12 protein-coding genes are annotated in these 19,172 nt (G+C 51.8%); all 12 read right to left on the bottom strand.

Features of this window, described 5'->3' with window-relative positions:
- Positions 1–162: 162 nt before the first annotated feature.
- Positions 163–1,305: an acyltransferase domain-containing protein gene (locus BLW29_RS30345; protein ID WP_090986742.1), complete on the bottom strand. Its 1,143-nt coding sequence runs from the start codon at positions 1,303–1,305 to the stop codon at positions 163–165.
- A 208-nt stretch (positions 1,306–1,513) separates the two neighbouring features.
- Positions 1,514–3,016, bottom strand: a complete 1,503-nt coding sequence (locus tag BLW29_RS30340; protein ID WP_090986740.1) for an arylsulfatase — start codon at positions 3,014–3,016, stop codon at positions 1,514–1,516.
- An 11-nt stretch (positions 3,017–3,027) separates the two neighbouring features.
- On the bottom strand, positions 3,028–4,287 hold the full coding sequence (locus tag BLW29_RS30335) for an alpha-L-fucosidase (protein WP_090986738.1): 1,260 nt from the start codon (positions 4,285–4,287) through the stop codon (positions 3,028–3,030).
- A gap of 63 nt (positions 4,288–4,350) precedes the next feature.
- Positions 4,351–5,223: a sugar phosphate isomerase/epimerase family protein gene (locus BLW29_RS30330; RefSeq protein ID WP_090986736.1), complete on the bottom strand. Its 873-nt coding sequence runs from the start codon at positions 5,221–5,223 to the stop codon at positions 4,351–4,353.
- Positions 5,224–5,247: 24 nt separating this feature from the next.
- Positions 5,248–6,252, bottom strand: coding sequence for an asparaginase (locus BLW29_RS30325; RefSeq protein WP_090986735.1), 1,005 nt, complete (start codon positions 6,250–6,252; stop codon positions 5,248–5,250).
- Between the two features lie 44 nt (positions 6,253–6,296).
- The gene (locus BLW29_RS30320; RefSeq protein ID WP_177186868.1) at positions 6,297–6,989 is read right to left on the bottom strand and encodes a copper homeostasis protein CutC; all 693 of its coding nucleotides are present in this window, start codon (positions 6,987–6,989) and stop codon (positions 6,297–6,299) included.
- A 179-nt stretch (positions 6,990–7,168) separates the two neighbouring features.
- On the bottom strand, positions 7,169–9,724 hold the full coding sequence (locus BLW29_RS30315; RefSeq protein ID WP_090986731.1) for a GH116 family glycosyl-hydrolase: 2,556 nt from the start codon (positions 9,722–9,724) through the stop codon (positions 7,169–7,171).
- Between the two features lie 22 nt (positions 9,725–9,746).
- Positions 9,747–13,100 (bottom strand): endo-alpha-N-acetylgalactosaminidase family protein, encoded by a 3,354-nt coding sequence (locus tag BLW29_RS30310; protein WP_090986729.1) that lies wholly within the window; start codon positions 13,098–13,100, stop codon positions 9,747–9,749.
- Complete coding sequence (locus BLW29_RS30305; RefSeq protein ID WP_090986727.1) at positions 13,097–15,460, bottom strand: hypothetical protein; 2,364 nt, start codon at positions 15,458–15,460, stop codon at positions 13,097–13,099. Before BLW29_RS30305 ends, BLW29_RS30310 begins: the two co-directional genes overlap by 4 nt.
- Before the next feature lie 68 nt (positions 15,461–15,528).
- Complete coding sequence (locus BLW29_RS30300) at positions 15,529–17,184, bottom strand: extracellular solute-binding protein (RefSeq protein WP_090986725.1); 1,656 nt, start codon at positions 17,182–17,184, stop codon at positions 15,529–15,531.
- A gap of 67 nt (positions 17,185–17,251) precedes the next feature.
- Positions 17,252–18,148 (bottom strand): carbohydrate ABC transporter permease, encoded by an 897-nt coding sequence (locus BLW29_RS30295; RefSeq protein WP_090986723.1) that lies wholly within the window; start codon positions 18,146–18,148, stop codon positions 17,252–17,254.
- A gap of 28 nt (positions 18,149–18,176) precedes the next feature.
- Positions 18,177–19,118, bottom strand: coding sequence for an ABC transporter permease (locus BLW29_RS30290; protein ID WP_090986721.1), 942 nt, complete (start codon positions 19,116–19,118; stop codon positions 18,177–18,179).
- Positions 19,119–19,172: the final 54 nt, after the last annotated feature.

Genomic DNA, 19,172 nt, shown 5'->3' with positions numbered 1-19,172 from the left:
TTGTCCTAAATGCTTCCCCATAACGGATCATCCCCTTAGCTAATAGTTTAAATTATTGGCTGAGAGGACTCCAGTTTAATTAAGGGGCCTTGGAGTAACATGCAGCATTTCCTCAATGCTCCTCATTTATATGCCGAGGTTCCCTACTCCTCGCGGTTTAGTTCACGCCTGATGGTCCATTAGAATGAACCCGCCCATATCACGCAGCGCCCCGCCGCTCGCGAGATGTCCAAGTACAGCGCGACGAAGCGATGTGTCGGCAGGAGCTTGCGTCCAATCCTCGTACAAGGTGCCGAAGATGCGACGCAGCCCTTCTTTGCCATCGCCGCCTACCGGATAGAGGCGGAATTCGCGCTGGAAACGGACAATGTTAGCGGAATCGCTAAGCAGCTGCCCGAACTGCGGATCGAGCAGCCAAGAGGTACAGACGAATGCGAGTCGTGTCTCCTCCGGGAAATGCCGCTTGAAGAATCCGACTGCATCCTTCATGGAGTCCAAACACTGCGCATAATCCATCTTTCCATCTGCGGCGATATGGACATCCAGAACCGGATCGCCGGCGCGCAGCACAGTTTCCCATTCGTCGGTGCGGAACGTTTCCGGTTGACGAACAGCGAAGCCGCCATCCGTAATCCGATACCCTCGCGTAACCGCATCGCCATCTTCGAGCACGGCTTCCCATGCCCCCGCTTCATCGAAGCGGTCATTCGTGCCGTCGATGAGACCGTCACTGCGGAAACGGACGCCGCTCTCCGCCAAGACGACCACCTCGCGCGTGTCGAGGCGGCGAAGCACACGCCTGCCGCCGCCGAAGCGGCCGCGCTCAAACTGCAGCCTTCCGACTCGGAACAGTCGGAAGGACATATGGTTCACGAGCCACTCGTTGCCGAGTCCCCAGCGGTTGTGCCGGCTGTAATAATCGTGCATCCAAAGCGCCATGTCGCTGAGGGTATGCTTCAGAATCTCTTGCGGAATTCCTCGCTCCGCATAGAGTCGCTGAAGCCGCTTCAGTCCGCTGAGCAGAATAAGCGGCTGATACAGCTCCGCCCCTTCTCCCATCTCGGCGAGGATGCCCGAGACCGTCTCGCCGCTGGTGGCCGCCCCTTCCTCACCCGAGAACAGTAATTGATGCCCTCGCAAGGCAAGCGAACTCAGTCTCTCATCCTGCCTCACCTTCACCGCTGCCTGCCGCAAAGCATCCCATGCTTCATCCGGAAGCTCAGCAACAAGGTTTGCTTCTCGAAGCGCCTCATCCTGCAGAAACCATAACTCATCCTGTATCAGCTGCCGACCTTGCCCGTTCATTGCTGCTTCTCCCCTTATAGCGCGGCGGTGCTTGGCATCCCGCACATTCTGCACTCGCACTGCGTTGTTTTGTCGATTATAGCACATGTTACTTGTTACTAATTTACCTCATGCGAGATTCACCTGACCAGATGCCGATTGGTTTGTGACTACGCAAAAAAGCGAGAGCCCGATAGCCCCCGCCTTTCGCCCTTCTAGACTTACGCTCTTACGCTTCCATCCCTTGAAACACACTCGTCAACAGCTGACGCGGCGGACGACCCACGACAAGCCGGCCCTCTTCCACATAACCTTCTTCGCGCCCGTCCAATTCCGCCGCCAAACGCTGCCTCCACACTTCCAATCGATCTTGCCAATAGGCAGAGTTAACCGCGGCTAGATTCACCAGCTCCTGCGGGTCGCTGACTAAGTCGAACAGCTGCTCCTCACCGGACTGCGAGAACCACAGATATTTCTCCCGGCCATCCGTTACAAAATGGTTCGACAACGACCCATACGAATGCTCGCCATGCAGATACGGCCGCCACTCAGCCTCTTCCTCGCCTCGGCATAGCGGCAGCACGCTGCTGCCCTCCACCGTACTCGGAATCGGAGCACCGGCAATATCGAGGAGGGTCGGCATAATATCGCGCAGCTCGACCACTTCCGATTGCGAACCGCCACGTTGCAGATTCAGCTTGCCGCCCGGGTCACTGAGGATAAACGGTACCTTCGCGCTTCCTTCATATGGAAGCGATTTGCGGAAATAATGATGATCCCCCAGCAGCTCCCCGTGATCAGACGCGAACAGGATGATTGTATTTTGCGAGACGCCGTACTCGTACAATGCGTTCACCAACCGGCCGATCTGATCGTCAAGATGCGTAATAAGCGCATAATAGGCAGCTCTTGCACGATCCAGCCTGCGCTTTGGCACAATGCCGAAATGCGTAGTCGGGTCGGAGCCGTTCGCCTTAGCCGCCTCTACATCCACCCAATCCCCGATTGGGAGATCAGGCAGCTCAAGATCCTTGTACATATCCATATAGACTTGCGGCGGATCAAGCGGAGAGTGCGGGCGTACAAATGACGTGTACAAGAAGAAAGGTTTGCCCGGGTCCCGGCGGCGCAGAAAATCAATCGACTGCGTCACCGTCCAATTCGTCGGATGCAGCTCCTCCGCCAGATGCCACGGCCTTGCAGCCGCAGATGCATTGCAATCGAGTCCATTATCCATGATGTCAACCTGCGCCCCAGCCTGCTGACGCAGCCAAGTTAAGTAATCATCCACTTGGTCAAAATGTCCATTGACCGTGTTGTTGTGCCGGCTGCGATTATGATGCAGATAGCCGTCATGCAGCACGATGTTATGGAACCCGCATAGATTCCGCGCGGGATAAACATGCATTTTGCCAACGCATTGGGTATGGTAACCGGCGCCGGCAAGCTCCCCTGCCAGCATGTGCTCGTATTCCCACGGCACGCGGTCCTGATACCCGACGCGTCCGTGCGAACACTGGCTCATGCCTGTCATTAACGCAGCCCTTGCAGGAACGCAGGTCGGCGTTGCCGAATACGCGTTGCGAAACAGAACACCGGATCGCGCCAAGCGATCCAGGTTCGGCGTCTCCACAATCGGATGACCGAGCGCGCTCAAGCAGTCGCCGCGCATCTGATCCACCGTGATTAATAGAATATTAGGTCTCGTTTGCGATTGCTTATCCGCTTGCATCCCGCCGCCTCCTAGCCTGCGTAATGGAAGGAAAGATCACGAAGAACCGGTTCCCCGTCGCTTTCCAGTATCTCTAGAATGACACCTGACACTTTGATAGTCGGAATGCGAATGATTGCTTTATGGCCGATATTATAGCCTTCATGAACGACGATACGGCCATGGGACTTCTCAGTTAAGACGGTAAGTCTGAACCGTAGCACGCTTTCGCCATGTGTCAAATCCTCTTGAATGATAATATGGTCAATCAAGTGCTTCTCCTGCGCGGCATACGTCCAAGTACGCCCTTCCTGTTTGCAGGCGGCAATCGAAGCAATCGGCTGCTCGAAACGACGACGGATTTCTTCGCCGAATTGCGTCAGATGCTGCACATCTTTGTTCGGAAGCAGCCCTTCGCGGTTCGGTCCGATATTGAGCAGCAGATTCGTGCCGCGTCCAACGGACAAGTAGTACAAGCCCATCAGTTCATCGACACTCTTGACCATATGCTCGTCCTCATCACTGTAAAACCAACTGATCCGGTTATACCGCAATTGCACGTCGCATTCAGCAGGCAGCCACATTTGCGCGCCAAGCTTCTCTTTCTCATCCGTTAGGATCGAGAAATCGGTCGAGTCCACCACATTCCAAGTCGGCGTTGATGCAACGCCGTCCTCGTTGCCGATCCAGCGGAAATCCGGATCGCCCATGTTGAAGATCAGAATGCCCGGCTGCAAGCGGCGGATTTCGCCGATGATCCGGTTCCAATCGTAGGTATGGCCTTCAGAGCCGCAGCCATCGAACCACAAGATATCGATCTGGCCGTAATTGCCCAGCAGCTCCGTAATTTGATTCACGAAATAATCGTCGTATGCTTTGGCATCCTGGGTATAGAAGTTGGCAGAACCGTCATATGGCGAATAGTAAAGGCCAGCTTTCACGTCGTATTTGCGGCAAGCATCTACGTACTCGCGAATGACATCGCCTTGTCCGTCCATCCACGGGGAAGCTTCCACCGAGAAAGAGCTGTATTTGGACGGCCAGTTGGAGAAACCGTCATGATGCTTCGCAGTCAGAACCGCATATTCCATACCCGCTTCCTTCGCGGTGCGGATCCATTGTTCGCAATCCAAGTTGACGGGATTAAAGTCTGCCGGCGACATCGGGCGCTCGTCGAAATCCGCATACCCTTCATAGAACGTCCGAAGTCCGAAATGCAGAAACAGACCAAATTCCATATCCTGATAAGCCAGCTGCTTCGCCGAAGGTACCGGCTTCTGAATCGTTTGCATCTCTGCTACCGCCTCTCTCTTTTCAAGCAATCCTTTAATTCTCTTTGCTCATACCTTACTCGCTTACGCCTCTTGCCACAGAGTGCGCAGGTTGTCCATCGCGATCCGCGACGCTTCTTTACACTCTTCCATGCCTTCGAACTCCACCGTAATATAACCGTCGTAGCCGGATTGCTTAATCAGCTTCGTGATTTTGCGAATCGGAATCTCACCGTGACCTACTATAGCGCCGCGCAAGTAATTGTCATGGCTCGTGCGGAACCAATTGCCGCCGCCCGGCGGCTCGTCGAATGGACGGAAGTAGAAGTCCTTGTAATGAACCAACGATGCATAAGGAAGATTCTTAATTACGCCGATAACGGGATTCTCGTCGACGCACATGAAGTTGCCGATATCCAGCGTTGTTTTGAAATTCGGGCGGTTAACGGCATGCAGCACGCGCTGTACGCGATCGCTCGCTTGCGCGCTGAAGCCATGATTCTCGATGGTCGTCGTGATCCCGTACTGTGCTGCATAATCAGCAATGATCTGGCTGCCTTTCACCATCAGGTGCAGGTTCTCCTCGAACCAGGCAATCGTCATTTGTTCCTTCGGAATCGTAAAAGCGGTCACATCATGGCGCATATGCTTCATGCCAAGGCGGTGAACCAGATCGACATGCTCCTTCACGCGCGCCATCTCGGCCTCGAACGCCTCGTCGTCCGGCTGCACGAAGTTCGCAGGCATCGAGTAGTTGGATAATGCAATGCCAACCTCTGCTGCTTTATTGCGAACCGCATCTGCCAATTCCGGATTATCTACGAGGGTAAAGCCGTACGGAACGATCTCCATATGCTCCCCGCCGTTATCCGCTATCCACTGAATCGCATCCAGTACGGTCATTTCGCCCGACTTTAACGCGTTTAACAAGCTGTATGTGCTTAATCCGATTTTCATCCTCTTACTCCCTCGTTTGCGTCATTATTCGTATCGCTGCAGCTTGAAGACCGCTTCATTGCGGCCGGCAACAATGCCGTTGTCATTGAGCATATCGGCAGGTGCCAAGGCACGCAGCCGGTCAATCGTTTCCTGACGGGAATAGCCGATTTGCTCCAGAATGGATGCGATGATAAGCGGCCACTCTTCCTGCGAACCGTCTAGCACCTTCAAGGCAAAACCGAGCCCTTCCTCACGCAAGCCGAAGCAATAGACACCTTTCGCCCCGCCTTTGGCCACAATATTATCGTCGAGCAGCAGAATCGAGCAAATTTGTCCGGATCCGGACACCATCTCAGGATGGCGGTTCATAAGCCCCGCGATCTTAATCGCTGCGCGGCGTACCGATTCATCCTCGATAAGCTCCGGCAGAGCCAGCTTCAGATAAGCCGTTGCCAGACGGTCTAGCGGAATCGCAAACACAGGGCAGCCGCAGCCGTCCACGCCTGTCACGACTTCTTCGACCGGCATAGCTGCCAAATAAGCAAGCGTAGCCGCAATTTCCAGCTGAGCAGGATGATCGGTATCTGTGTAGCCCTGCAGATCATAGCCTTTGTGCTTGCATAACGACAGAATGCCAAGATGCTTGCCGGAGCAATTATGATAAATTCTCCGTTTCGGCGAACCGCTGACGAACAGTTCGTCTCTGGCCGCCCCGTTTAGCGGATACGTTGGGGAGCATACCAACTGCTCCTCGTCCACGCCGATTTTCGCCATCATCGACTCCAGCTCCGACACGTGGAACCTTTCCGACCAGTGGGAGCCTGACATGATCGCAGTCTCCTTCTCCGACAATCCGAATGCTTCGTCTGCGCCATGTATAAGTGCAGGAAGCGCCTGAATCGGCTTCCCGGAAGAGCGTAGAAACGTCAAGTGACGTACATTCCCCGTACCGTATCGGATACCATCGGCATCTACACCACAAATATGGCCATAGTGCACGTTCTCCACATAACCGCCGCGATACTCATTAACCAATACCTCAGACATCGTTTACTCCTCCTACCTGATTACGTTATTGCACTGTACCCTTGCTACGGTTTGAGAACAGCTCGAAGTGCAGCCAGCCGAGCCGGATCAATCGAGGCTTGAGATAATCCGTTCTGCCTTACGCCTGATCCGAAATGAACGGCACGCACACCGGTTTGCTTCACGAAATCAGCTGCTGACTCCAGCGTCAGTCCGCTTCCCGCCATTATTTCCGGTCCGGTCGAACCGTTCACGCTTTGCCGCACGAGCTCCTTGATGGAATCGACCGCATCCAATACGCTTGGCTTCCCTCCGGACGTCAACACCGTGCGAATCTGCGGATAACGAGTAAGCGTCTCGTACGCCTCCTCCAGATTGCGCGCCTCATCGAACGCCCGATGAAACGTCACCGGAACGCCGTCTGCCGCATCAAGCAGCCGCTTCAGCTTCTCTTCATCGACTGTCTGCTCCTCGGTTAATACGCCAAGTACGTACGCGCCGATGCAGGAGAAACGCAGCGCTTTCATCTCGCGAACCATCTGCCCCATATCCTCTTCCGAGTATCGGAAATCTCTGCTGTGCGGACGAATCATGACATGAACCGGTATCGCAGCTTCCGCTGCGATTTCTTCCAGAATGGCCATTGCAGGCGTGAGTCCGCCTTCCTCGATGGCCGAGACAAGCTCTATGCGATCTGCGCCGCCCGCGGCAGCAAGCTTGGCATCTTCCGGTGTTAGAGCAATAACTTCCAGTAGCATAGACAATCTCCCTCGATTCAATCTGCGCCGGACGCGCCAGCATGTCCAGCGTTTCCGGTGCCTGTACTATAACTTCTAGCAGCTATAGCAATCTCCTTCCAAGACGCTGCTTTGCTCATTAACCATTTTTCGCTCTACAATTTTCCCTCGAATTCTGACAATTCAACCCTTTTCGGCGATTAATGCCGAAGTTCAATCTGCAATCTAGCACCCTGTGGAATGGATCGCTTCTGTGGGAATATGATGTTCCCTTTCTCCCACTTCCAATCTACCTGATAGCCTTCGATCCTTATCTCTACGAAGTCGTCTTCCGACAAGAACGGAAGTCCAAACGATGAAAGCGACAGCTCGCCATATTGAACATGCAGCTCTGCTTTCCCGGCCTCCATCCTAAAGACGCCCCAGCCGGCTGCAAGCGACCAGAAGGTTTCATAACCTTCGCGACGATCAATGGGGTTAAATCCGATATGTCCACGTACCATGTCATAGTCGAAGCCGCTGAAAGAGAGCAAGAGTGCATAACTGGCCATCGACCTTGCATAATGGCTGCCGCACTCCATTTCGTTCCACGGATTACGTTTCTCACCATCATATCGTTCACGAACCGCACGCACGACCGACATGCCTTCATCAACCATTCCTTCTTGAATCATATGAATCGCGGCTTGATATTCAAACCCGTTCATCGTTTCCGAATTGTACGTGATTGGAACCGCAGGCTTTCGTGTGCCTTCAGGCCATGAGCAGATAATGAGGCCGGACTCATCGTCCAAACTATATAAACGCCAAAGATTGGTGAATTCGGACATCTGTTTAAAGTTATGCGTGTATATAGATTTCAGCGCTTGCCGTGTTTGTGTGGGATCGAAGATTTCGCCTAGACCGCATAAATTAGCATGCCATTGCGCCACGACCTGGTCGATGGAGCATCCATCCTGTATCTGAAAGTTTATTTCGTTCGTTCGATCATTCCAATAGTATTCGAGTGCTTCATCATCGCATGTTGCCAACAGCGACTTGTCGGACAAGTCGATCTTCTGGATATAATATTCTCCGTTAAACAAGTGCTGATCGTTCCAAGACTTCCCTCTCTCGTAAAGTGCGCGATAGTCCTCTGCTTTCTCCGGGTAGCCCAAATAAGCCGCCATCTCCGCGCCGGCTTTAAGCGCCGCTAAGTAAAAACCATTCAACCAGGCGCTCGGGCCAAACAGCTCCACATCCAACGTATTATGCTGCCTGCCCTCTAGCACGCCGTCCCGATCCGCATCCCAGCGATGCTCGTTTGTCTCCGCCCAAGCATACTCCAGCGATTGTTGAACGGAAGGCCATAGCGATCGCAGCCAATCGGAATCACCCGATATTTTCCATTCCCGATAAACCTTAATAATGCCGCCGAATTGACCGTCCGCGCAGGCATACAAGTCGTTGGCCCGGCCAAGCGGCAGCTGGATGCGAAACGACATCCGTCCATCGGCGCGCATATTATACTTATAGTCCAAGTCCCGCATCGACCGCTCCAGCTTCGGGAACAGAAACGGCGCCGCGTAGGCATAGTTCCACACATGCGTACAAGAACCTTCACAGCAGCCCTCTGTATCGATGCAGCCTTCGAATCCGTATAAGGAGCCGTCCTCCAGGCGCAGAACCGTAGGCGATTTCAATGTCGATAGGTTTGCCGCTACTGCTTCCAGCGCCTCCTTAGGGAGATGAGAAGCATATAAAGACTGTTTAAACAGAAGCGTATCCCGGTATAACCGTTCCCAGTGTTCGAACGCATATAAAGCGCTGGCAAAGGAATCATCGAATAGAGTGGCATAGTAGTTCCTCCATGTCACTGGCTGATTTGCATCCTGTGCATCGCCTGTCTCGGGATTCCAATAGTTATAGCAGTTAGGAAAATGCCAAGTGATCAAGAAACGGATGCGCCGCGTTTCTCCGGGCCGCAGCTCCACATGAGCGGATAACTGCCCCAATTCTTTGGCAGAAGTGGGCTCGCTCAAGCTGCTCCCAAATCTGCCCGGAGAGCTAAATGTCCGCCAATACATTTCTCTGCCCTCATACCACTGACTGTTGACTTCCTCCGCATCCGTAGCGACGGTCAGTTCACCGAACTCCGGCCTGTTCGAATCATAAGCGTCCGAACCCATGCGGATGCCGTGAACGGAACCAAATTGCTCATACCGATTCCAATGCGGGCTTCCATGGTGCGGATTTGCAACGGACAAACATGCCGTGTAGGTAATCATGCTGTCGGTAGGATTATGAAACTCGATCTCGAAGAAAGCGCCCGGGATGCTGGAATCCCGATCGTTCAGCGGAATGAACGGATTGTAAGCCGTCAGCTTCACGTCACCGGGGAAACGCTTGTCGCGGAAACGAAGATCAGCGATAGGAAATTCCCCAACAAAGGTGCAGTCCTCAAAATGAGGAAAACCGCCCATTGTGGCCTCGCTCGGTCCGAATCCATACCCGCTATGATTTTTAATACGCTTATTTCCCATATAGGGCGGCAGCAGCTTGCCATTCAGAACTCGCGCATCCAGCACTTTCCCTTCCGACTCCGCTTTGACTGCGAAGTGGCTCATGCCGTTCATGCTTTGCTTGTTTGGCCGATTCTTAATTTCCCAATCCACTAGCCGGCCATTGCCGGCTAGTCCGATCGATCCACTGCCAATTCCTCCGAGAGGAAAGACGATCTCTTTAAGTTTGGCGTCTTTATAAGCAAACCGTTCCATATAGACTCCTTCAACTATTTTATTATTCCGTCAGCTCATCGACGATAACGTTATCGATCACTAATGAACCTTTATTGACGTCATTTCTCACGATGGCTACATAGTAATCCGGGTAAGGTCCGGTTACCAGTTCTGCAGTAAATCGATTCAATCCCTTTTGAAGCGGTTCCGTGAAGACTTCCCTCAATAGGCCGCCATACGCTGTCCTTACGCATATCGAATATTGTGCTTCATGTTCCGACCTGTAATCGAATGTCAGCTTATAGCTGCGATTCGGCTTGAACTCCAGCCTAGATGGCAAAGTCCGCAACAGCTCTCCGGAGAGTTCATCCATCGTTTTGAGCGACCATTCTCCTGCAAGGGTATCTTCCGTATAGCCTTCGTGAAGTTGGGCGAGATGTGTCTTGCCTATCTTGGGATTGGCGCTGACGAACGGCCCCCAGCCTTCGTCGACTTGCTCGAAATCTTCGTAGAAGTAATGCTCCGTCTGAGTAAGCGATCCTACCTCTCTTACTCGCACATCGTCGAAATGAACGAAGGAATTCGGCTCTCCTTGTTCTGCCAGAAGAGATAACACAGGTACACGCTCATCCTCGGAATGCGGCATTTCAAATCGAAGCTGCAATCGCTGATAGTACGTGCCCCGCTTATCGGAATCCACATCGCAATTAACGACTGCCGTTCGGCTAATGGTTCGTGTCAGTTCCTCTCCCCCATAGCCGTCGATCCGAATCGCGGCCTTCCTTCCCTCTGACACTTCCACCCATACCGAAGCAGAATAACTCTTGCCCGGGATAAGTCCTGAGAGGGTTTGGTAGACCCGTCCATCGGCACCGTTATTCCCGCTAATTCGCAAGTAAGATTGACCGTAGCTCGTTTCGGCAATCGCGATATGGTCCGTGTTACCCGACTGCGATGATTTCGACCACCAGTCGAACCCGTGACTGTCGAAGCCCATATCCTTCACCGGGCTGCCCTCGCTCCATGCCATCTTAGGAACCGGAGGCGCTTCCGACTTGTAAAGAACATAAGGCGTACAAGCCTCGGCTGCTACAACGACAGAACCGGAAACCACCCGAACATCACGAACAAATTCGCGCCCTAAATTCGTTAACCGGTACAGCTTCACTACCCCGTCGACAGGCCAGCTATCCGGAAGCTGCCAAACGGTTTCCCCGCCGGCGGCGTTCCAGTGGTATATTTTCGTTTCGCCAATCGGATCCCAAGGAATGAAGACCGTATCCCCGACCGCGATGACGCGATCGCTGCGGCGTATGACCGCAACACCTTCCTCCAGCCTCGACGAAACGCCGCCTTCCAAGATCACCTCTTCCGAGTCCTTCCAATTCATGATCGCGAAATGCATCAAGTAGCGATAAGGCAGCTGCTTCGTGAAGAAGGAACGGATGACCGCCTTCAAATCCCGCTCCCGCTGCCACCCCATGAAGCCGTTATCCCCGTACCTTGCATAGCCGCCTTTCAACAAGATATCTTCCGCGTAAACGTCTTTGTCCGTATGACGAATAAACCGCGAAATCCGGCTGTTGCCTGTGGAATCATGGGTCCATACGGCATCCGAATCAAGCGCGTCCGCCTCTTCGGTCCAGATCGTCCATCCGTTGCCGCGCAGCTTCTTAACCAGCCGCCAAGCAGCCCAATGTTCATCCCGATAAGTATCCACATAAACGAAACCAAGATGAGGCGCATGTTCGTTCAGCTCATCCAAGCGCCGATCGAAGTCACCGGATCGAATATCTTGTTCCCTGTCGATATAATAGGATTGGTCCAGCCACTTCCACCCCGGTGTGCTCGTGACGAGTGAAGACGAGTAGGAACGCGCCTCCGGATAGGCTTCGCTATGATTGATATGCACGCCAATGACCACGCCGAAATCAAGGGCTCGTTCAGCCAGGACATTCAAATCCTGCGCTCCCCCGGCCCGTTCATTGAAATTGTTGCCGTAATCGGGATGTCCGCTGTCATGTCCTTCACTTTGATAGCCTTTCAGTTCAATGAGTTGTCCGAACCCATCCGTATATAAGTAAAATTTCTTAATATTATCCAAAACTCGGAGAAACGGAAACTGAGCCATGCTGGAGAAGTTCATAACAATATGCGCATAACTATTTCGCAGCGATTCAGACCCGGGGATTGGCCCCAGCAGTTCCCGAGTTGCAATAGCGCCATCCTGCCAATCGACGATGCCATCGCCGTTCCGGTCGTCCGTTAGGACGACCTTCGACCAAGGCTCGCCGATCACTTCCATATCCGGTCCGCGGTAAGTCCAATAGGCGTTCCAGACAGCGGTCCGCTTGTAGCCGTTTCGCTGTACGGTTTGCACGCACAATCGCCTGCGGTTGTGCAGCATGTTTCCGATGACACTCGCCGCCAATTGATTCGTATTCACAATGGCAACTGCGCGATAAGCAGGTGCGCCCGATACGCACCATTCGGATGCACCTGCAAAATCGTCGCCTTTGATCCCTTCGGAGGATGCAACATGCGCGCATTCTTGTGTATCACGAACCGATACGAGCCCGTGGTCAGGAAAGGCGATCGTGCGAATGCGGAACTGACCGTTTTCTTGGATATTTGTTATGTTCATCTCAAGCGTTGCGCCGGATATATAGAAGTTAACGGTCATTTCGACCTCAATGGATGCGAATACGAGTTGATACGAAGCAACGGACTGAGATTTCGATTCCAAATAAACGGCAGGGATATACCGCTCTCCGTTCAGATCCACATAGATTAACCGATCCTCTTGTCCGAATAACTCAGCGCCGTTTGTTTTCCAACGATACTGTAGCACGCGCGGGAAGGAGGTATCCAATTCCACTTCCAGCAGATCGGATTCCAACTTCCACGATGGCGCAGCCACGTCTATATCATCAACGCTGTCCGAACGGTACTTGTCATCAAGAACAGTCGCATTCACTTCATCAAGACGAGCATGCCCCTCTTCTCCCTCTCCGTCCCCCCAAGCACGGAAGCCGATGGCTCCCGCTTCGGTCTGCAAATCCGGAATATCGCCATGATATTCCGGATAGCCATCCAAGGAGAGCGTCAGAACCGTACCGACAAAACGGATCTCCATGCGATAAGATTTGCCCTCATATAACGGATCTGTTTTAAACAGCACGCCTTGCTTCCCACAAGGTGCAGCCCAAATCCACGTACTTCTGCCGAAGGGGTCCATCGGCGTGTCGCAGCCGATGAAGATCCAACTATCCGTTGCCGTATAGCGAATTACTGCCCCAACCTTGCCTGCGGCATTGAGCGGCGTCAGCGTAAACGCTAACTCCCCGTCGCCTAAGATTGGGCTATCTTCTAACAACACTACGGTATCGGAACCATTTGCCTCCACTATCTTCATCGTGTAGCCCCTCTACGAACGGATTCCGGCTCGCCCCAAGTAATCACTTTGACACTCACCACCGGCTTAGGATCGCCTTCAAACTTGCAGCTGAAAGACACCGTCTGTCCGCCTTTCCGAACAATCGGCGCATCTGCAGATGCTTCAACCGTTCGAATTAAGTTCCAGTTCATATCGTAAATGTTCCCGGTTCGATCTCCGTCGCACACCAGATACTGATTCGCGTGCACCTCGGTGTCGAATGTCATGTACTCCCCGCCTGTATAGAAGGTTGGCCGTTTTACCGATGCGTCCACGTTGCCATACGAAGGCGTTACTCGCAGGCACAATCGCAGCGGCTGCTCCGAGAACTTATTGTAAAATGCCCAATCCGAGCCACCCGGCTGACCGGGCTGCAGCTCTTCCGTACTACAGACGAGCGGATTCGAAATATGAACAGGGTACAACTCCCAGCTTCCATCTTCTAAAGGTTCCAAATGCCAGTCGCTCTTCGGATCACGCATTCGCTCTTGCTGCGCAGGCGTAAACGCACCGGCATGACGAGCCGTTTCCCATTGCTTAACCGTATCCAGAAGGACATCAATATTACCGTTGCGCTTCAGTACCGCCTGATCAGCCGAGAGCGCGAAGCCGGCATTGAAGCCAGCCGCCTTCGAGAGTACCCACTCGATTTCATCAGGTGATGTTGCTTCAAACCGATCCGAAGCAGATCGAACGAGAAACCAACCAAGCATGGACGGGATAAAGTTACGAACGAAATATCGTTGATTGCTTAATCGCCATTCCAGCTGGCCTTCGCGAGTCGACACGCCCCATGGCTCGCCCCAATTGAAACGCGTAAATACATGCCATAAATAATTCGGGACGACGATACTGGCATCGTTAATGACTTCTTCATTCCAGCCATCGTAAATGCGCTTGACGAAGCGATTCACCCCGTAATCGTCATGACCGGTCGCATAACAACCCTCGAGTCCGTCGAATGAGATTTGTCGTAGTCCCGTCTTCTGGAACAACTCTGCAATTCTCAAACTATATTCTTCCTGAAGCTCGATGTTCGGGAACACAACGTCATAGGGATGATCCCACAACCGGCTTATAACAGAACCGCTCTCATGTGCTATAGCTGATGTACCGTTCGCGCCTCGCTTAACGCCTAGTAATTTCCACGGAGCCGCCGACGAAACGGCCTCGTATTCGATCAACTCACTACCCATGCTTACCGTTTGGCGGAACAAACTAACCCGAAACGGCTCGGGATCGTCGACCGTCAATTCGATCATCGAAGCATCAATCGGCTCTACAAGTCGCGCAACACCAACCGTTTGAAGCCGTTGATCCGGTATTGGCGTCACATACGAGTCATTTAGCGTCGTAAAGTTGGAAAGTGTATGTACGCCGACCTTAACGCCTTCATCTGCAGCGAGCTCAACGCAAGCTCTCATCCCCATATCACCATTCGGGAAGCTTCCCGGCTTCAGTACAAAGTGTCCCCACTGCGTGAATGGATCCGGGTGGTACACGTAATTCAGACCTGCTTGCTTCGTATATTCCACAGCTTGTTCGATGGAGGACTCCGAGAAGTCCGTAATCAAATAAGACTGCGTCGCCGCAGGTGACTTCTTACCCCAGACGCCGTCAATCATCGGATGCGGCAGCCCTTCGCCAAGCTCAATCGCCTCGATTGTTTCCAGCACTTCACTTGCCGCACAGCCGAACAACGCGATTTTGGATCCGCAAATTTGTGCGTCTTCTCCCGTTAGTGCAGGCACTTCGACTTCTTTCAAATTCCACGCCGGACGACGCGCAGGCTTCGTGCGATCGCGCGTATAGGCCTGTAACAGACTTCCTTCGCTTATCGGCCATGCCGTGCTCTTGTCGTATTCAAACTTGCTATCTTCATACGGTTGATTGGCGAATGCGAGGTTCTCCAGTTCGACAGGCCAACCGCCAATTGTTTTCCAGTTAAGGGCTTGGATTCCGATGGCAAACTCGCCATCGTGAACAACGCCGACAGACTCGCCAATCGACTCAGACAAAGACGTTAAGAACGGACCCCAAATGACTGCATCTACTCCATCGCCGGATAGTTGTTTCAATTCGAATGTGACATAGCTCTCTTTGTTTACGACCTCAACCTCTGCCTTCACGCCGGAGTCTCCGAAATGGAATATCGCGGTAGCGTCCCCATATTGAGCGGAAACAGGACGTTCAACCTGACCGTTAATCGAAATTCGAAGGAGCGGAGCCGCGTAACTCGTGTTCGTATAGGTCTTGCTTGATGCCGCTGAGGTCAAGCTCGTAACTTCTCCTCTGTCATTCAGTACAACAGTGCATGCGCCTGCATTGATTCTCATCATCCATTCTCCTCCCGATAAATAGAGAAACGGACACCGGAACCCCGATGCCCGTTCAACCTTCATGAACTTTATTTGTGCTGATCGTACACTTGCTGAGCTTCCGTCATCACTTTCTCTCCGCCCATTTTGTTCCAATCTTCAACGAATTTATCGAAATCGTCAATTGGCTTTTTGCCCGTAATGAAATCGATATAGGATTGCAGCGTGAACTGAGTAAGCTGGTCTTTGTTTTCGTTATAAAGCGGTTTCTGGTAAGCGTTCAGGATGTCATATACTTTGACGCCTTTTGCTCTTGCTTCTTGTGCAATTGGGCGAAGATCTTTATCCGCCGTATACGACGTTTGGAAGTCATAGTCGTTAAACGATCCAGCCATCGAATAGCCGCCGGCGATTCCGAGCTTCTTGCGCTCATCCTCATTATCATAAGGAGCAATATACTCGACAACGCCATGTTCGTTCAGCTGCCAATGCGTACCTTTTACCCCAAAGTTGAGCAGTTCATAGAATTCCGGTTCAAACTGAGTCGCTTCGAAAATCTGCAGATACTTGCCTAATTTCTCTTGGTCATCCGCAAGCTGCTTGCCGAACATCAGGCCGGATGCATTGTTCGGAGAGGATTGGGAAATACCGAATTTGCCCTCCGGTCCTTTAATGCCGCCCTCAGTCAGCCATTTGAAGTTTGGATCTACTTTGTGAAGCTTGTCATACCACGTTTCGCCTCCAAGGAAGGCATTGCCCGGATAATAGACCCACCAGTAGTAATCCGCTGCGCCGGCTTTTCCGGTTAACATTTTATCCTCGAAATTGTTGCCTTTATTCACGACGAACTCCGGATCGATCAGGCCGTTTGCGTACCAACGATTAAGCGTAGTCAAAGCTTGTTTAGCGCCAGGCTCGATTTCGCCGCGCACGATTTTCCCGTCTTTCTCGCGGAAGATACCCGGATAAGCGTCATAGGCACCGAATACGGAACTAAACATCATGTCCAGCGATTCCGCAGTAGCGGTAATTCCGTAAGTATCTTTCTTGCCGTTTCCGTCCGGATCGTCATTACGGAATTTCGTAAGAGCGGCTTCCTCTTCTTCGATCGTTTCCGGAATTTTGTTAATGCCTACCTTCTTGAGCCAATCTTCGCGGAATCCCAGCTGTTGGCCGTCGATACCGATATCCCAAATGCCCGGCAAACCATAAATTTTACCGTTTACCCGAACGTATTTGAACGGATCGTCTTTATCGATGAAGCGCTTGATCCACTCTACGTATTTCGGCATATACTTCTCGATCATATCTTGCGGAATTTCCGCAACGACACCTTGATCGACAAACTTCATATAATCTGTCGGAGCCGGTTCTTTAATCCAGTCCGGAATGTTGCCGGAAGCGATTTTCAAGTTTACATCTTCTTTGTACGTGTCGCCGCTTGTCGGAACGAGCTCTATCTCAGCATTGAATTTTTTAGCAAGTGCGGTTACCCCAGGTGAATCCACCTTGTTTTGATCCGGATAGTACGCCCAGAAGGTCAGATGATCCGGTTTATCTTCCGTAGTTGCCGAATTCGACGCCGCTGCATTGTTCGACGATGAATCCGAGGCCTGGCTGTTGTTGCTGCTGTTGACGTTGCCACTGCTGTTGTTGTTGCTCGTGCCGCAGCCTGCCAACAAACTCGCCAGCAAAGAAATACTTGCGCCTCCATAAACCAGCACTTTAAATTTCTTGTTCATCATCACAATCAACCCTTCCCATGATTTGTATCTATCTATCTATTAACGGCTACATCCGCATGATGCGGGATTACCCTTTAACAGCACCGACCATAACGCCCGTTACGAAATACTTCTGTACGAATGGATAGATAACCAGCATCGGAATAATCGAGAACATAATCATTGTCGCTTGAAGCTGCCTGCCGGAGAATTCGGAATGATGGGTTAGATTTTGCTGGGCCAGCATCAAGCCTGACGTATTGTTGTCAATAATGATTTTGCGCAAGATGACCTGAAGCACTTGGTGATTCGGATCTGAGATGTAGATCAAACTATCGAACCATGCATTCCAATGACCTACTGCGACCCACAAGGCAATCGTTGCGAGTACCGGTTTGGATAGCGGAATCACGATCTGCAAGAAGATCCTCACATATCCGGCTCCGTCGACGCGAGCGGATTCCTCAAGCTCTTCCGGCAGAGAGCGGAAGAAATTGCGGATGATGAGCACGTTAAACGCGCTGATCATACCCGGCACGACAAGCGCCCAGATCGTGTTATACATGCCGAGTCCTTTAATCAATAGGTAGGACGGAATCAGTCCGCCGCCAAACAGCATCGTGAACAAGATGATCCCGGTAAACACGCGATTCATCGGCAAGTCCTTCTTCGCCAGCGGATACGCGGTTAAAGAAGTGAACACCACCGCCAAAGCTACGCCAAGCACGGTACGCACAACGGTATTTTTATACCCGTACCATAAAGCATCGTAATGAAAAGCCAGCTTATAGCTTTCAAGCGTGAACTTGGCCGGATATAACACGAGTCCCGAAGCGTATGCTGTGCTCTTCGCTCCTCCGCCATCCATCGAAATGATCACTTGCGTCCAGAAAGGATAAAGCGTAAGCACCAATAATACCAACATGAACAGATATAGGATGACGTCGAAGCTTTTTTCGCCCGGCGTCTTCTTCACGGCAATCACAACGAAGCACCTCCAACCAAACGTACATTTACCATATCGCGCTGTCTTTCTGACCGATCATTTTGACAATCTTGTTTACGACAAAGATGAGGATGAGCGCGATGATGGACTTGAACAATCCGACCGCCGTAGCATAGCTGTAACTCATATCCACCAATCCTTTTCGATAAACGTACGTATCAATGATGTCGGACACATTATAAACTTTGACATTGTACATATTGAAAATTTGGTCGAATCCGGCATCCAATATACCTGACATGGATAGGATCAGCATGATCGCTACGACAGGAGCGATCATCGGTATGGAAATGTACCACATCCGCTTAAATCGACCTGCGCCATCCAGAACAGCCGCTTCGAACATTTGCGTATCGATGCCGGACAATGCCGCGAAATAAATAATGGAGCCCCAGCCGAAGCTTTGGAAGATATGGGTGATGACGAGCACCGTCCGGAAATATCGGGCATCGGCCAGATACAGGTTGGGGGTGCCTCCGAACAAGGTGATAAGCGTATTTATTGGCCCTTCCCAAGAAAGAATGGAGAAGAAAATACCGCCGAGTATAACCCATGAGATGAAGTGCGGTAAATACGACACCGTTTGAACAACTTTTTTGAATCTCACATTCGTAATTTCGTTTAATAACAAAGCGAAAATAATCGGAACCGGAAAGCCGAACAGCAGCTTGTAGAAACTAATGATGAGCGTGTTCTTGAGTACCGTGTAGAAATAGGGATCGGCGAACAGCTTATCGAAATGTTTAAGGCCAACCCACGGGCTTCCCATAATCCCATCCATGAATCTGTAATCCTTAAAAGCTAGAACGACACCATACATAGGAAAATAATTGAATACAACATAATAAATCATTCCGGGTATCAGCATCAGAAGCAGAACGCGATACTTTCTCCAATTGCTCCATTTCTGATTCTTAACGGCCGTTTTTGTCGAAGCGGCGATAGCCATTGCGGGCTTAACCTCCTTGCACCAGTTGTCATGACAGCGCTTTTATTTACTTGT

The sequence above is a fragment of the Paenibacillus sp. CF384 genome (genome assembly GCF_900106745.1).
Taxonomy (GTDB): domain Bacteria; phylum Bacillota; class Bacilli; order Paenibacillales; family Paenibacillaceae; genus Paenibacillus_Z.
Note: the sequence above shows the minus strand (reverse complement) of the source record. Positions and strands in the feature narration are given on the sequence as shown.

What these genes read in the sequence shown, in the direction of transcription:
- BLW29_RS30345 (WP_090986742.1), bottom strand. Translation starts at nt 1,305, where the DNA reads ATGAACGGGCAAGGTCGGCAGCTGATACAGGATGAGTTATGGTTTCTG.
- BLW29_RS30325 (WP_090986735.1), bottom strand. Translation starts at nt 6,252, where the DNA reads ATGTCTGAGGTATTGGTTAATGAGTATCGCGGCGGTTATGTGGAGAAC.
- BLW29_RS30340 (WP_090986740.1), bottom strand. Translation starts at nt 3,016, where the DNA reads ATGCAAGCGGATAAGCAATCGCAAACGAGACCTAATATTCTATTAATC.
- BLW29_RS30315 (WP_090986731.1), bottom strand. Translation starts at nt 9,724, where the DNA reads ATGGAACGGTTTGCTTATAAAGACGCCAAACTTAAAGAGATCGTCTTT.
- BLW29_RS30300 (WP_090986725.1), bottom strand. Translation starts at nt 17,184, where the DNA reads ATGATGAACAAGAAATTTAAAGTGCTGGTTTATGGAGGCGCAAGTATT.
- BLW29_RS30335 (WP_090986738.1), bottom strand. Translation starts at nt 4,287, where the DNA reads ATGCAAACGATTCAGAAGCCGGTACCTTCGGCGAAGCAGCTGGCTTAT.
- BLW29_RS30320 (WP_177186868.1), bottom strand. Translation starts at nt 6,989, where the DNA reads ATGCTACTGGAAGTTATTGCTCTAACACCGGAAGATGCCAAGCTTGCT.
- BLW29_RS30330 (WP_090986736.1), bottom strand. Translation starts at nt 5,223, where the DNA reads ATGAAAATCGGATTAAGCACATACAGCTTGTTAAACGCGTTAAAGTCG.
- BLW29_RS30290 (WP_090986721.1), bottom strand. Translation starts at nt 19,118, where the DNA reads ATGGCTATCGCCGCTTCGACAAAAACGGCCGTTAAGAATCAGAAATGG.
- BLW29_RS30310 (WP_090986729.1), bottom strand. Translation starts at nt 13,100, where the DNA reads ATGAAGATAGTGGAGGCAAATGGTTCCGATACCGTAGTGTTGTTAGAA.
- BLW29_RS30305 (WP_090986727.1), bottom strand. Translation starts at nt 15,460, where the DNA reads ATGATGAGAATCAATGCAGGCGCATGCACTGTTGTACTGAATGACAGA.